Here is a 14,932-nt window from a genome sequence, read left to right as displayed (position 1 = left end):
CGGTACCACCCTGATTATGGGCGAATAGACGCCCATCACCTTTATATCCGAGTAACGCCGGATAAAGACGGCAGGTTTTCGCCTGCACTCAGGATTAGCTTCTACTGATCTTCTGCTGAAACTCTTTCACCACCACGGAGCTTCTCTCTATAAAACAGGGCTTCAGTATACTCGGATCCGTCAGTCGAGATACGTATGTATGTCTATTTCGAAATTATAGACAAGGTAAACGGGAATGTCAACTTCTCACGTTCAAGCCTTTCTTGCCGCCACAAAATGGGCGAGCATTACCTTGAGGACAGCCATCACCGGCACGGCTAAAATCATGCCGATGATTCCGGCCAATTCTCCGCCGGCAAGCAGTCCGAGCATAATGACGACCGGGTGCATATGGAGGCTTTTCCCGACAACTAGCGGTCCGAGAATATTGCCTTCAATAAACTGCAAAGTCAAAATGGTGATAATGACAATGATCACCAGCCTTGTCGACAGTGCGGCGGCAATCATGACAGCAGGAATGGCGCCGATGACCGGACCGAAATACGGAATGACGTTTGTCGCTCCAATGACAAGGCCGAGGATAAGCGGATAAGGCAGGTCGAAAAACCAAAATGAGAGGCTGGCTCCCAAACCGATCACAAGGCATACAAAAAGCTGGCCCCTGATGTAGTCTCCAAGCGAGTCATCAACATCCTTAATGAACTCGCCTCCTCTCTTCCTCCACGAAGGAGGCGTCAAATACCATACGGCTTTTTTCATCGTATTGATATCTTTCACCATGTAAAACACTAAAAAGGGGATAACGGCCGCGACAAGCATATAATCAAAAATAAAGCGGATGCTTGTGATCGTCCGTTCCGCCCAGCTTCCCACGAATTCTTCTGTCTGATTGACAAACTTGTCGATTCTGTCATGCATGCCGTCAGGCCAGCCATCTGTGTGATGATGCAGTTTATCTAACATATTTTCGTAAGAGGCAGCAAGATGGGGAATGCCTTCAGACAGCTCAGTCAGCTGTTTGATGAGAATGGGTACGCCTTTATAAAAGGCATAGCCGAGTCCCCCAAAAAACAAGAAGTAAATCAGCAAAATACTCAGCGTCCGCGGCACGCCCGCGCGGTGTATTTTTTCAACGACGGGCAGAAGCAGATATGTGATAAAAACCGCAATCGCCAAAGGGATCAGAACCGATCTAATTAAGATACAAACCGGCTCCCAGATCATTCTGAGCTGCAAAAAAATATAGACAGTCAATAATAAAAGCATAAAAATCGAGATCCACATTAAAAGCTGCAGCGGTTTTTTCAGCATTTTTTTCACCCCTTGTTAGCTTTTGAAATCTGTTTGTATTTATTCCCCAAGAAAAAAAGGATGCCCTTAAAAGGGCACCCCTCGCTGTCAAAACATTTTCATGACGCGTCTTCTGAGTCTTCTCATGTTTCGTTTATTCATCATGTCGTTTTGTGTGGCCATGTAGTACATGAAAGCACCGGCTCCTAAAGAAATGAGAGAAGTCATTGTCCGATTCAAATGTCTAACCTCCATTCAAAGGTTCATCGTACGTTCGTCATCTGTAAACAGATCATCCAGACTGCTCAATGTTCCGTCCTCTTCGACTTGATGAGTTGAAATTTTTCCTTTGGAAAGAGTCAGCTCAATGAAGCATCCCCAGCAATAATATTGATTCACACCGATTTTGCCGATGTTTTTGCTTTTGCAATTCGGGCAAATTAGCATTTGAACACACCTCTTATTCGTTCAAGACGATTGTGCTTCTGCCTACTTCAAGCGGTTCTCCAGATGACTGGACCTGCTTTTTATCGCCTGACAAATCGGCAAAAAAACCGTCCGAAAGTTCATATGCTACGATTATGCCCGAGCCGGAAGAAAAGTATACATCTTCCAGTATCCCCAAAGTATCACCAGAGCCGTTTTTGACCATTTTCTGCTTCAACTGGTCATATGAAAAGCTTTGCTTTGGGATTTGCATCGGCTTAAATTCGGTGAAATCGACATATACGCCGTCACTTCTGATGTCTGTGACAGAGGGGAGCGGAAGGAGTGAACGGTGATGATAAAACCGCCGTTTCTCTTCCATGATCAATCCAAGACATGTCCCTTCTTGTGAAAAGCAGATATCTGTAATCAGCCCAAGCAAAAGAGAAGACTGTTTTTCATAAACATTGAGTCCTTCGAGCTCATTGCATGTTCTCAAAGTGTGATCAACCACCTTTTTCCGAACAGTCTTATGTTCTGCCGTTGGGAAGAGACTCATACGATGAAATGGATTCCATGGAAAACACTTATTCCGCTTCTTTTTCCATAAAATCAAAAGGTGTGATGCCTTCCATTCCGATATTGGCGTCATATACGCTGAATGGCAGTTCTTTTTGCAGCGCCATCAGCTCCTCATCCTCTTCATGCGCCGCCTGCAGAAGCCTTCTTTTGAGTGATGTCTGTCTTTCTGATGATTCTTTGTTTTTGACGCCCCATGCAAGAGCTTCTTCTTCACCGCACAAAATCAGGAATTTTTTGCTTCTTGTGATGGCTGTATAAAGCAGATTTCTTTTCAGCATCCGATAATAGCTTTTCACGACGGGAAGAATGACAATCGGGAATTCGCTCCCTTGTGATTTATGAATAGAGCAGCAATACGCATGTGTAAATTGATTAAAATCTTTTTTTGTGAAAGTGATTTCGTTTCCGTCAAAAGAGACGACCGCCATATCTTCTTTTTCCGTGTTTTCTTTCGCATAGAAAATCGAAACGATCTCGCCCATATCGCCATTGAATACATTGTGTTCCGGCTGATTGACGAGCTGGAGAATCTTATCGCCGGTCCGATATACGACATCTCCGTACTTCATTTCCCTTCCCTTTGGTTTCGGGGGATTCAGAATACTTTGCAAAGATGAGTTTAATTCATTGATTCCGGCCGTGCCTCTGTACATCGGAGCGAGCACTTGGATGTCCCGCGCAGTATATCCTTTTTGCAGCGCATTTTTAACGACTTTTTCAACAACCTCTTTGATTTGCTGCTGGCGGCAGCGGATAAAAGAACGGTCTTTTGTCGGCGCTGTCAAATGATTCGGAAGTCTCCCTTTTTTCATTTCATGGGCCATTTCCACAATCGAAGACCCTTCTGCCTGCCTGTAAATATCAGTTAGTCTGACTGACGGAATGGCATTTGATGCCAGAAGGTCTCTAAGCACCTGGCCGGGACCGACCGATGGAAGCTGGTCTTCGTCCCCGACCATAATCACCTGTACATGGTCGGGAATCGCTTTAAATAATTGGTTGGCAAGCCAAATATCAAGCATGCTTGTTTCATCGATAATGATTAGCTTTCCTTCGATCGGATTGTCCTCATCATGTGTAAAGCCTTCAGCACCGTTCCAGCCAAGGAGCCTGTGGATCGTCACAGCCGGGAGCCCGGTCGACTCGCTCATCCGCTTCGCGGCTCTCCCTGTTGGCGCAGCCAATACAAATGGAAATGCTTCATCTTTTTTATAATCAGCTGGATTTAGACTCAAGCCGTGCAACTCGCTGTACAATTCAACGATTCCCTTGATGACGGTTGTTTTCCCTGTACCCGGGCCACCTGTCAACAGCAGCATCGGCGACATCAGCGCTTTTTGAATGGCTTCTTTTTGGCTTGGCGCATATTGAACCTGCATCCGTTCTTCAAGCTCGCCTAAAGCAAGCAAAAATTCGGACTCGGGAAACTGTTCATCATATTCTGTTTGATCCGCGATCTTCTGAACTCTTTTGGCAAAGCTTTGTTCAGCATAGTAAAGCGATGGATAGTAGCATCTGTCATCTTCGACGAACAGTTCTTTTTGTTCACCGAGCGCTATAATCGCATCGGCCACATCCATTTCCGTCACTTTTTCATCGTCGGACGATTGGTTTAACAGCTTTTGGGTTTCAATGATGAGCTGTTTTGTTTGTATGTACGTATGACCTTCCTGAAGGCATGCTGCTTCAATCGCATATAAAATCGCCGCTTTGATCCGTTCTGCATGCTTGCCTGAGATCCCCATTCTGCCGCCGAGTTCATCAGCCTTGATAAAGCCGATTCCTTCTACATCCTTGACAAGCTGGTACGGATTTTCGCGGATTTTATCAAGCGTTTCTGATTCATATGCTTGATAAATTTTCATGGAAAGCTGCGGTCCGAAACCAAACTCGCTTAAGGAGATCATAATCTGCTCAAGCCCCTGGTGCTTCTGGAGTGCAGCGGCAAGCTTATCCGCCTTTTTTTTGGAGAGCTTCGGCACATCATAAAGCACGGCAGCGTCGCCTAAAATTTTGTTGATCGCGCCTTCTCCAAGCTTTTTGACGATTTCTTCAGCCGTTTTTTTGCCGATGCCTTCAAATAAATCACTTGCTAAATATTGAATGACCCCTTCCTTTGTCGTAGGGACTTCTTTTTTAAAATGATCCGCTTGAAATTGCAGGCCGAACTTCGGATGGGAGGCGGTTTTTCCGTAAAATGTATAGGTTTCGTCTTCAAAGATCGCAGGAAAGTACCCCGTCACGGAAACGTTTTTTTCATCGAAAGACTCCGATGTTTCCTGCACTTTCACTTTCAGCACGGTATAAAGATTTGTTTCATTATGATAAATGACCGTTGATACCGTTCCTTTCAGAAAAGAGGCTTCGTCCATTTCAATTTGATCCGGATTTTGTTGCCGCTTCACTTTTCTCCCCCCCTCCTTTTGAGCTCTCCGGTCTTAGGTTTGTTTAAATCAAGCTTCTTCGAGCAGCTGTTTAGCTCGTATGCTGAGCATATGATCGGGCTGGATCGCGATGGCCTGATTCAGCATATCAAGCGCTTTTTCCCGATTTTCTTTAAAAGCGTAAGCCACGCCTAAATTGTAAAACGCGTCTGCATGTGACGGATCGAGCTCTGTTACTTTTGAAAACGCCTCAATCGCTTCATCCAGCATGCCTTCATTGGCAAGGCACATACCGTATTGAAAGCGCGCTTCATGATCCGCTTCATTCAGCTCTGCCGCCCTTTGCAAATAAGGCATCGCAAGCTTCGGCTGCTCAAGCTTCATCAGCGAGGTGCCGAGCATATAAAACAAGTCGCCGTTTTCCATGCCTGTACGATACGCTTTTTCAAACATGTCCTTCGCCTCTTGATAACGTTCTTTCATCACATATACATTTCCCGCCCCATAATACGCGGCTCCAGCCTTTTCATCAAGGCTGACTGCTTTTTCATAAAATTTGAGCGCGCGATCCAATTCACCGACCGCTGACAGCAGATTTGCAAAGTTGATGTATGGAACGGCATCTCCGCCGTTTTCATCAATCGCTTTTGTAAAGGCTTCAGCCGCTTTTTCAAAATCGCCTTTTTGCATGGCTTCAATTCCGATTTGGTTGTAATCCAAAGCTCTCTCCCTTTCGTCTTCTATTTTAAAAAAGGCCATCGACATTGTCGACAGCCGCTCTAGCTTTAAGCTTTCAGCTTAATGCCCCGATTTTTATACATACCAAAGTTTTTGTCCGTCTTTATATACATCATCAATCGTCCCTCCGCCAAGGCATTCTTCGCCTCTGTAAAAGACGACCGCTTGTCCCGGGGTGACGGCGCGGACTGGCTCTTTAAAGACGATTTCGGCTTCATTGTCTCCGGTCATGTTGACAGTGACTTCGTGATCGGCTTGACGATAGCGGAATTTGGCGGTGCAGGAAAGTTCAGACTCATCGGCAACGATTTCGTCATGTACAAAGCTTACATTTGTCGCCGTAATTTTTTCAGAATAAAGCAACGGATTGTCAAAGCCTTGATCAACGTATAAAATATTTTTTTCGAGATCTTTTCCAACGACAAACCAAGGGTCTCCGCTTCCACCGATGCCAAGGCCGTGCCTTTGCCCGATCGTATAATACATCAAACCGTCGTGGCGACCCTTGACCTCGCCTTCCATCGTTCTCATTTCCCCCGGCTGGGCAGGAAGATATTGGCTGAGGAATGTTTTGAAATTCCGTTCTCCTATAAAGCAGATGCCTGTGCTGTCTTTTTTTGACGCTGTCGCAAGCCCCGCTTCTTTTGCGATTTCCCGGACTCGGCTTTTTTGCAGCTCGCCGATTGGAAACATCACCCTGCTCAGCTGCTCTTCTGTCAGCTGATTTAAGAAATAGGTTTGATCTTTATTTTCATCAAGCCCTCTCAGCATCTTGACCCGGCCGTCCGTGCGCTCGACCCTTGCATAATGGCCTGTGGCCAAATAGTCCGCGCCAAGTGACAGAGCATGCTCTAAAAAGGCTTTAAATTTAATTTCTTTATTGCACATGACATCGGGATTCGGTGTTCTTCCCGCTTTATATTCATCTAGAAAATATTGAAAAACCTTTTCCCAATATTGTTTTTCAAAGTTAACTGCATAGTATGGAATGCCGATTTGATTACACACTTTAATGACATCTTCATAATCTTCCGTCGCCGTGCAAAATCCATTTTCATCTGTATCATCCCAGTTTTTCATAAAAATTCCGATGACATCATAGCCCTGCTCTTTGAGCAATAAGGCTGCCACAGATGAATCTACGCCTCCGGACATTCCGACGACTACCCGTGTATCCTCAGGCCGCTTCGTCATTTTCATCAACTCCAATAAATCAATTCATATACTTGTCCTTTCAGATCATAACATCATTCTCGGACCGGATGCGAATCTTTAGCTTCGCTCCCCGACATGCTTAGGACAGGCGCTTGACGATTTTCGCAAGCTCTTTAGCGGCCCGATTCACCTGTTCCTCTGTATTGCCGAAACCGAAGCTGATGCGTATCGATGACGTCAGCCGGTCTGCCTCGTCTCCAAACATGGCGGAGAGAACATGGGATGGAAGGACCGATCCGGCTGTGCAGGCCGATCCGCTCGACACCGCAATCCCCGCCATATCCAAATTGACGAGCAGCGATTCAACCGAAACCCCTGGGAAGTACACGTTCAAAATATGCGGAAGGCTGTGCTCCGCACTTCCATTCACATCAAATGAGACGCCTTCTGTTTCAAGCGTTTTGACGATCATTCCCTTAAATCGGCGGTAGAGCGCCGTTTTTTCTTTTCTTTCCTGTGTTGAAAGCAAAACAGCTTCTCCTAGTCCGGCGATTCCCGGAACATTCTCCGTTCCAGCGCGGCGTTTGCGCTCTTGTTCGCCTCCAAACAGAATCTGGTCCAGCTTCACTTTTTCACTGACGTATAAAAAGCCTGTCCCCTTCGGACCATTCAATTTATGTCCGGAGACAGACATCATATCGATATGGCTCTCTTTTACATGAATCGGTAAAAACCCAAAGGCCTGAACCGCGTCCGTATGAAACAAAGCCTGATGGTCTTTTAAAAGCGCTCCGATTTCTTCAATCGGCTGAAGCGTCCCCACTTCATTATTCCCGTACATGACAGTGACAAGGATGGTGTCATCACGCAGCGCATCTTCAACCTGTCCTGCCGAAATCCGTCCGCTCTGGTCCACATCAAGATATGTGACATCAAACCCCATCTCCTCCAGCCTGTTGCACGTATGGAGAACAGCATGGTGCTCGATCTTTGTTGTGATGATGTGGCGACCCTGTTTTTCCCGTGCAAGCGCACTGCCTAATATGGCCATATTATCGGCTTCGGTCCCGCCGCTCGTAAAAACGATTTCATTGTGGTGCGCTCCGATTTCTTCAGCGATCAGCGCCCTCACTTCATCAAGCCATTTTCGGCTTTCCCTTCCAAAAGAATGTATGCTTGAAGGGTTTCCGAAATTTTCCGTCATGTATGGCAGCATTTTTTCCACTACCCTGGGGTCGGTCGGAGAAGTCGCTGCATGATCTAAATAAATCCGTTCCATCCTAGACTACACCTCAATCTTAAATGTAAAACATATAGGCTTCTTGCTCGCCTTCTGTATAGCTTGCCAAATCCTCGAGCGTTGTTGAGTCAAGCACTTCTTTGACGGCATCGCGAATCTTGATCCACAGCTCGCGCTTGGCCGGCTCTTCATTTTCAAGCACTTCAACAGGGCTGATCGGGCCTTCCAGCACGCGAATAATATCGCCCGCCGTAATAGACGCAGGCTCATCACCGAGAATATAGCCGCCGTACGCACCGCGGATGCTTTTCACAAGCCCGGCATTACGCAAAGGTGAAACAAGCTGTTCCAAATAGTGTTCAGATAAATCGTTTGCCTGGGCGATGCTTTTCAAAGAAGTCGGACCTTCCCCATGCTTTTTAGCAAGCTCGATCATAATCGTCAGCCCGTATCTGCCTTTAGTTGATATTTTCAAAATAAACACCTCTAACCTATAAAAAATCATGCCTTCAGGACGAAGGTACTCGGCGTTTCTCACAGGACGTGAGCGCCTTTAGCCGAGTTTCTCACCAGGGACGAAAAGGTACTCGGCGCAAGTGCCTTTTTCTCCGAAGAATGCAGACCCCAGCTTTGACATCTGCCGACTGCCGAGGCCTGCGTCTGTTATATAAAAAAACTCGATTTGGACAGGCTACATGCCTTATCCGTCTGATAGATTACAGGTTATTATAGCACACTTTATATAAACTTTCATTTTCAGTCATATATTCAGCTTGCCATATTCATTTCTTTTCTAATCGTCTTTTTTCCGTTACTCTATAAAAAGAATACATTCAGGAGAGATTGTTTATGAAACCATTGGCATTTCGCATGCGTCCGACAAAAATAGAAGAAGTTCTCGGCCAGGATCATTTGGTCGGAGAAGGCAAAATCATTCAGCGGATGGTACAGGCAAAACATCTTTCATCCATGATTTTATACGGCCCTCCCGGCATCGGGAAAACATCGATCGCCACGGCGATTGCCGGAAGCACCAGTATCGCTTTCCGTAAGCTGAACGCCGTGATCAATAACAAAAAAGACATGGAAGCCGTTGCTGCCGAAGCCAAAATGTCCGGGCAGGTCATTTTAATACTGGACGAAGTGCACCGGCTGGATAAAGGCAAACAGGATTTCCTCCTTCCGTATTTGGAAAACGGAATGATTATCATGATCGGTGCGACGACAGCTAACCCATATCACGCGATAAATCCTGCGATCAGAAGCAGAACGCAGATTTTTGAGCTTCAGCCATTGAATCCGGACCAAATTAAAGCGGCAATAAGGCGTGCGCTAGATGACGAACACAGAGGCTTGGGTTCTTATGACGTGGCGATTGATGAAGAAGCTCTTGACCATTTGGCTTCAGGTTGCGGCGGAGATGTCCGATCCGCATTAAATGCTTTAGAGCTCGCTGTATTGTCGACAAAGGAGAACGAAGATGGCACGATTCATATCACACTGAAAACAGCGGAGGAATGCCTGCAGAAAAAAAGCTTTGTTCATGACAAAGACGGTGATGCCCATTATGACGTCATTTCCGCCTTCCAAAAGTCAATCAGGGGCTCTGATGTAAATGCGGCTCTTCATTACTTGGCAAGACTGATTGAAGCGGGTGATTTGGAAAGTTTGGCCCGGAGGCTGCTCGTCATCGCCTATGAGGATATCGGACTTGCGAGTCCCCAGGCTGGAGGAAGAACGCTTCAAGCCATTCAAACAGCTGAACGGATCGGGTTTCCGGAAGCGCGCATTCCATTGGCAAACGCTGTGATCGAGCTCTGCCTGTCGCCTAAATCAAACTCGGCGATACTTGCGGTTGACCAGGCTTTAACAGACATCCGCTCCGGAAAAATCGGCGATGTCCCGAAACATTTAAAAGACGCCCATTATAAAGGAGCCGCAGAGCTTGGCAGAGGCGTTGAGTACAAATACCCGCATGATTACGAGAACGGCTGGGTTGAACAGCAGTATCTGCCTGATCCTTTGAAAAACAAAGTGTATTATCAGCCAAAACAGACGGGGAAATTTGAACTGGCGCTGAAGCAGATTTACGACAAACTGATGAAGAAAAAATAGTAAAAGGCCTGTCCCCCTCGTTAAAAGGGACAGGCCTTTTACTATTCCGTTTCCACTCTGAGCTTATAAAAATACTTTACGATGTCGTGTTCATGAGCGATAGCCGATTCCATTTTGGACAGCGGCGTTTTCCCGTCCTTCATTCCGAACATTCTGACGAATACTTGTTTAGAGGACAGCGTTTAATCAAGCGTGTTTTCAGCATACTCGTCAAGCGCTTTATAGAATGGATATTTTGCAAAATATCCGTCCTCATCTGCTGCTTTTAGCGTTTCATCCTGAATCCGCCGGTTTTCCAAAACATCAGCGCCTTCGTTTTGTTGATGGTTTCGAAAAATATATCTTTCCCGTCAACAGTACCATTTGATCATGGGCTTTCCGATACTTTGTCACGTGAAAGTCTACCCGGTCTTTGAGGCGTTCTCATATCAGCTCGTTCAATTGCTGTTTGGCTTTGCTCCATCTTCTTGCCATTGTTCTCCCCTTACGGAAAAAGGACAGCAAGCGGATTCCCACTGCTGTCCTTTTTTGCTTTATTTATCTTTAACCCTTGTGATCGGAATATCTTTCAACAGCTCCATGATCACATGGCCGCCCATGATTAAACCGGCGACGGATGGGACAAAGGCGTTGGAAGACGGCGGCATTTGCGCTTTGCGGATTTTTGCTTCGTCATTCCCCACTTCTTTGCGGACGTCTTCGCGGATTACAATCGGACTTTCGTCTGAAAACACGACTTTAATGCCCTTTGTAATCCTTTCTTTTCTGAGCCTTGTCCGAATCACTTTTGCAATCGGGTCTGTATGCGTTTTAGAAATATCGGCAACCTGAAATCTCGTCGGATCTGTCTTATTGGCCGCACCCATACTTGAAATGATTTTGATGTTTCGCTTGAGACACTCTTTCATTAAATGGATCTTATAATGGATCGTATCTGAAGCGTCAATTACATAATCCGGTTCATAGGCAAAAAACTGTTCATACGTCTCTTCCGTATAGAACATTTTTAAGGCGATGACATCGCAGTCAGGGTTAATATCCGCGATTCGCGCTTTCATTAAGTCAACTTTCGGCTGTCCGACCGTTGAAAGCAATGCGGGCAGCTGACGGTTGACATTCGTGATATCTACGTCGTCTTTATCGACCATCACGATTCTGCCGACTCCTGAACGGGCAAGCGCTTCTGCCGCGAATGAACCAACCCCGCCGATACCCAGAACGGCAACCGTGCTGTTTTTTAAAATATTCAATCCATCTTTGCCAATCGCTAATTCATTACGTGAAAACTGATGTAACAAGAATCTCACTCCATCTTTATATACAGTTACCGATAGTATCTTAACATAATCGGGTCATTAAACAAGCTGTCTTTTCATTTTTCGTTCATATTTTTTCGCTGCTGCTCATACATTATCCTATGTATGGCCTAAAAACCGCCTTTAAGCGCAAAAAAGTCCCGATTGTGCCGTTGTCGCATTCCTTCGTTTTGATCCCGCTCTCGGCAGGTGGGTGTTCTGTTCCAAACTTTGTAAGTCCTCTTTAGCACCCGAGTGATAAGAGGCATTTACTCCGTTTGAAAACGTCGAACTCCCAAGTAAAAAAATGTTCGGTCAAAACTAGGTGTACAACAAACACATCAGGACTTTATTTGTTAAAAATGATATCATACGTCCCTTTGATTTTCAATGGGATGTACAGCCGTATATTTTACAATTTACTGTCGAACTTTGCGTTTGACTGCAAGGTGCAGTTCATCAAGCTGAGCATTGTCGACTTCGCCAGGAGCCTCTGTCATCAGACAGCTTGCACTTGCTGTTTTCGGGAAGGCGATCGTATCCCTTAAATTGGTTCTGCCGCTGAGCAGCATGACAAGCCTGTCAAGGCCGAGTGCGATTCCGCCGTGCGGAGGAGCCCCGTATTCAAACGCCTCAAGCAGGAAGCCGAATTGTTCTTTCGCTTCTTCTTCCGTAAAGCCGAGAAGGGCAAACATTTTCTCCTGTACGTCTTTTTCAAAAATCCGGATCGATCCCCCGCCAAGCTCATAGCCGTTTAACACTAGGTCATAGGCTTGCGCCTTCATTTCTCCCGGGTTCGTCTCAATTAAACCGAGATCCTCCCTGGCAGGCATTGTGAACGGGTGATGCGCCGCATAGTAACGGCCTTCCTCAGGATCATGTTCAAGAAGCGGCCAATCAACGACCCATAAAAAGTTAAACAGGCTTTCATCGATCAGCTTTAACTCTTTGCCGAGCTTTAAGCGCAGGGCTCCAAGAGCATCATTGGCAACTTCCAGCCGATCTGCGACAAAAAGCAACAGATCGCCTTCCGCCGCATCAAGCGCCGCAATCAGAGCTTCTTGTTTTTCTCCCGTAAAAAACTTCGCGATCGGTCCTTTGAGGCCGTCCGCTTCCGTTTTCAGCCAAGCGAGCCCTTTCGCTCCGTAGTTAGCGGCAAACTCGCCGAGCGCATCGATATCTTTGCGCGAATAATTTGCTGCCGCTCCTTTGACGTTGATCGCTTTGACGGCACCGCCGCTCGCAACGGCTGAAGCGAATACTTTAAAATCTGAATCCTTCACCGCTTCCGATACATCGGTCAACAGCATGCCGAAACGCGTATCCGGTTTGTCAGAACCATAAAGGTTCATCGCGTCTTCATAAGACATTCTCGGCAGCGGCAGAGAAATGTCGACGCCGCGGGTTTCCCGCATGACTTGAGCCATCATGTCTTCACCCAGCTTCATGATGTCTTCCTGGCTCATGAACGATGTTTCAATATCGATTTGCGTAAACTCAGGCTGGCGGTCCGCCCGCAAATCTTCGTCCCTGAAACAGCGGGCGATTTGATAATAGCGGTCAAATCCGGACACCATCAAAAGCTGCTTAAAAATTTGCGGGGACTGCGGCAGTGCATAAAATTCCCCTTCATGAACACGGCTCGGCACGAGATAGTCGCGGGCGCCTTCTGGCGTGCTTTTTGTCAGAACAGGGGTTTCAATATCGAGAAAGCCATTGTCATCCAAGAAACGGCGGACCGCTTTCGTGATGTTATGCCGCATTTGCAGGGAGTTAAACATCTCCGGACGGCGCAAGTCAAGGTAGCGGTGCTTTAATCTAACATCCTCAGATACTTCTGAAGCTTGGTCGCTGATTGCGAAAGGAGGTGTTTTAGCCGCACTCAGTACGCTGACTGACTCCGCCTGAATTTCAATTTTCCCGGTTTTCAAGTTTGGGTTGACGGTCGCTTCCTCGCGCGCTACGACTTTCCCTGTGATGTCGAGCACATATTCGCTGCGGATGCCTTCTGCAGTTTCGAGCGCGTCTTTGGAGACATCAGGGTTAAATACAACCTGTACGATGCCGGAACGGTCTCTTAAATCGATAAAAATCAAGCCTCCGAGATCGCGTCTTTTTTGAACCCATCCTTTTAAGACGATGGTTTCGCCAATCGCTTTCTCTGTTATTTCGCCACAATAATACGTTCGTCCAAACAAAGCGTTCCTCTCCTTTAACTTTCAGTGTTTGCTTTCATAAAACGGATAAACTCATCAAGATTGATTTCCTGCTGTTCTCCTGTATTCGCATCTTTGACATTGATTTTATTCTGGGCAAGCTCATCTTCGCCTAAAATCGCGATATATTTCGCATGCAGGCGGTCGGCAGATTTAAACTGGCCTTTCATTTTTTTATTCTCATAATCGATTTCAGCAGAAATCCCTTCTTCTCTCAACTTGTAAAGAAGAGACACGGAATAATCCTTGGCTTTTTCGCCCAGTGTCACGATATAGCAGTCAATTCCTCCACCCGCTTCAACTTTCACATTTTCAGCGTCGAGTGCGGCAAGAAGGCGTTCAATGCTCATTGCAAAGCCGATGCCGGGCGCTTTCGGTCCGCCGAATTCCTCGGTAAGGCCGTCATATCTTCCTCCTCCGGCAAGCGTCGTGATGGCGCCGAAGCCTTCCGCATCACTCATGATTTCAAAAGCCGTGTGATTATAATAGTCCAGACCTCTGACGAGATTCGCATCAACTTCAAATGAAATTCCGATGTCTGTTAAGTATTGCTGCACTTTTGCAAAATAGGCTTCAGACTCTTCATTTAAATATTCCAGAATGGATGGCGCTGTTTTCAAGAGCTCGTGATCTCTGTCCTTTTTGCAGTCTAATATCCGCAGCGGATTTTGCTTAAGCCGTTGTTGGCAGTCGCTGCAAAATTCATCAATACGCGGTTCAAAGTGGCTGATTAACGCCTCTCTGTGGGCAACCCGGCTCGTTTTGTCGCCGAGGCTGTTAATGACAAGCTTTAAATTGCGCAGACCGGCTTTACGGTACACGCTCATCGCCAGCGCAATCACTTCAGCATCAATCGCAGGATCACTCGAGCCGATCGCTTCGATGCCAAATTGATAAAATTGGCGGTAGCGTCCGGTCTGCGGTCTTTCATAGCGGAACATCGGACCGATATAATAAAGTTTTGTCGGCTGGACAGGGTTTGCGTACAGTTTATTTTCAACAAAAGAACGTACTGCAGAAGCTGTGCCTTCGGGACGGAGCGTCAGGCTTCTTCCCTTTTTGTCAGCGAACGTATACATCTCTTTTTGTACGATATCAGTCGATTCTCCAACCCCCCGCGAAAACAACTCCGTATGTTCAAAAATAGGCGTCCGGATTTCTTTATATTGATACGCATGACACGTCTCTCTCGCAATCTTCTCAACATATTGCCAGCGCTCTGATTCTCCGGGGAGGATATCCTGTGTTCCCCTTGGAATGTTAAATCCCATTTTGTAAAGCCTCCTCATGTTTTCATCCGATTTTCTCATCTGTAAATAGAAAAAACCCCCGAGCCTACTATAAAACCAATAGTAGGGACGAGAGTTATACCCGTGGTGCCACCCTAGTTGGAACTTTAACAGTTCCCGCTTTCATGCCTTTAACGCAGGTTCACGTCCTCCGCCTATTCACTCGTTTGGACAGAGCTTTCAGCGGGAAACCTTCGGAGTG

Annotated in this window: 13 protein-coding genes, 1 other RNA gene and 1 other annotated feature (1 of these 15 running past the window's edge); of the genes, 1 reads left to right on the top strand and 13 read right to left on the bottom strand. The window is 46.4% G+C overall.

Annotated elements, in window-relative coordinates:
* Positions 1-252 precede the first annotated feature (252 nt).
* The 9 genes from BTA30_RS19990 to cymR all read right to left on the bottom strand — a co-directional run bounded on the left by BTA30_RS19990 (position 253) and on the right by cymR (position 8,290).
* Positions 253-1,311 (bottom strand): AI-2E family transporter, encoded by a 1,059-nt coding sequence (locus BTA30_RS19990; RefSeq protein ID WP_076763414.1) that lies wholly within the window; start codon positions 1,309-1,311, stop codon positions 253-255.
* A gap of 87 nt (positions 1,312-1,398) precedes the next feature.
* Positions 1,399-1,530 (bottom strand): DUF3918 family protein, encoded by a 132-nt coding sequence (locus BTA30_RS19985; protein WP_076763412.1) that lies wholly within the window; start codon positions 1,528-1,530, stop codon positions 1,399-1,401.
* 15 nt (positions 1,531-1,545) lie between these two features.
* Positions 1,546-1,737, bottom strand: coding sequence for a YrzR-like zinc ribbon domain (locus BTA30_RS19980; RefSeq protein WP_076763410.1), 192 nt, complete (start codon positions 1,735-1,737; stop codon positions 1,546-1,548).
* A 13-nt stretch (positions 1,738-1,750) separates the two neighbouring features.
* Entirely contained in the window at positions 1,751-2,215 is a 465-nt protein-coding gene (locus BTA30_RS19975) for a PRC-barrel domain-containing protein (RefSeq protein WP_076763408.1), read from the bottom strand.
* A gap of 88 nt (positions 2,216-2,303) precedes the next feature.
* Positions 2,304-4,670 (bottom strand): SF1B family DNA helicase RecD2, encoded by a 2,367-nt coding sequence (gene recD2 / locus BTA30_RS19970; RefSeq protein ID WP_076763522.1) that lies wholly within the window; start codon positions 4,668-4,670, stop codon positions 2,304-2,306.
* 81 nt (positions 4,671-4,751) lie between these two features.
* Positions 4,752-5,402: a tetratricopeptide repeat protein gene (locus tag BTA30_RS19965; protein WP_076763520.1), complete on the bottom strand. Its 651-nt coding sequence runs from the start codon at positions 5,400-5,402 to the stop codon at positions 4,752-4,754.
* A gap of 93 nt (positions 5,403-5,495) precedes the next feature.
* Positions 5,496-6,614, bottom strand: a complete 1,119-nt coding sequence (gene mnmA, locus BTA30_RS19960; RefSeq protein WP_076763406.1) for a tRNA 2-thiouridine(34) synthase MnmA — start codon at positions 6,612-6,614, stop codon at positions 5,496-5,498.
* A 100-nt stretch (positions 6,615-6,714) separates the two neighbouring features.
* On the bottom strand, positions 6,715-7,854 hold the full coding sequence (locus BTA30_RS19955; protein WP_076763404.1) for a cysteine desulfurase family protein: 1,140 nt from the start codon (positions 7,852-7,854) through the stop codon (positions 6,715-6,717).
* 19 nt (positions 7,855-7,873) lie between these two features.
* Complete coding sequence (cymR, locus tag BTA30_RS19950) at positions 7,874-8,290, bottom strand: cysteine metabolism transcriptional regulator CymR (RefSeq protein ID WP_076763402.1); 417 nt, start codon at positions 8,288-8,290, stop codon at positions 7,874-7,876.
* 374 nt (positions 8,291-8,664) lie between these two features.
* Here cymR and BTA30_RS19945 point away from each other — a divergent pair, with 374 nt between their 5' ends.
* The gene (locus BTA30_RS19945; RefSeq protein WP_076763400.1) at positions 8,665-9,930 is read left to right on the top strand and encodes a replication-associated recombination protein A; all 1,266 of its coding nucleotides are present in this window, start codon (positions 8,665-8,667) and stop codon (positions 9,928-9,930) included.
* 533 nt (positions 9,931-10,463) lie between these two features.
* Here BTA30_RS19945 and BTA30_RS19940 read toward each other — a convergent pair.
* From BTA30_RS19940 to hisS, 4 genes are all read right to left on the bottom strand, one after another.
* Complete coding sequence (locus BTA30_RS19940; protein WP_076763398.1) at positions 10,464-11,228, bottom strand: tRNA threonylcarbamoyladenosine dehydratase; 765 nt, start codon at positions 11,226-11,228, stop codon at positions 10,464-10,466.
* Positions 11,229-11,379: 151 nt separating this feature from the next.
* Positions 11,380-11,576, bottom strand: a non-coding RNA gene (gene ssrS / locus BTA30_RS19935) — 6S RNA.
* A gap of 68 nt (positions 11,577-11,644) precedes the next feature.
* Positions 11,645-13,423 (bottom strand): aspartate--tRNA ligase, encoded by a 1,779-nt coding sequence (gene aspS / locus BTA30_RS19930; protein ID WP_076763395.1) that lies wholly within the window; start codon positions 13,421-13,423, stop codon positions 11,645-11,647.
* A gap of 14 nt (positions 13,424-13,437) precedes the next feature.
* Complete coding sequence (gene hisS / locus BTA30_RS19925) at positions 13,438-14,712, bottom strand: histidine--tRNA ligase (protein ID WP_076763393.1); 1,275 nt, start codon at positions 14,710-14,712, stop codon at positions 13,438-13,440.
* Positions 14,713-14,792: 80 nt separating this feature from the next.
* Positions 14,793-14,932 (bottom strand) — a binding site (T-box leader) (it continues 97 nt past the right edge of the window).

Source organism: Bacillus swezeyi (genome assembly GCF_001969815.1).
GTDB classification, from domain to species: Bacteria; Bacillota; Bacilli; order Bacillales; family Bacillaceae; genus Bacillus; species Bacillus swezeyi.
Note: the sequence above shows the minus strand (reverse complement) of the source record. Positions and strands in the feature narration are given on the sequence as shown.

Excerpts from the sequence above, each read along its gene's own strand:
- BTA30_RS19955 (WP_076763404.1), bottom strand. The coding sequence starts at position 7,854 with ATGGAACGGATTTATTTAGATCATGCAGCGACTTCTCCGACCGACCCC.
- BTA30_RS19945 (WP_076763400.1), top strand. The coding sequence starts at position 8,665 with ATGAAACCATTGGCATTTCGCATGCGTCCGACAAAAATAGAAGAAGTT.
- BTA30_RS19980 (WP_076763410.1), bottom strand. The coding sequence starts at position 1,737 with ATGCTAATTTGCCCGAATTGCAAAAGCAAAAACATCGGCAAAATCGGT.
- mnmA (WP_076763406.1), bottom strand. The coding sequence starts at position 6,614 with ATGACGAAGCGGCCTGAGGATACACGGGTAGTCGTCGGAATGTCCGGA.
- recD2 (WP_076763522.1), bottom strand. The coding sequence starts at position 4,670 with ATGGACGAAGCCTCTTTTCTGAAAGGAACGGTATCAACGGTCATTTAT.
- hisS (WP_076763393.1), bottom strand. The coding sequence starts at position 14,712 with ATGGGATTTAACATTCCAAGGGGAACACAGGATATCCTCCCCGGAGAA.
- BTA30_RS19990 (WP_076763414.1), bottom strand. The coding sequence starts at position 1,311 with ATGCTGAAAAAACCGCTGCAGCTTTTAATGTGGATCTCGATTTTTATG.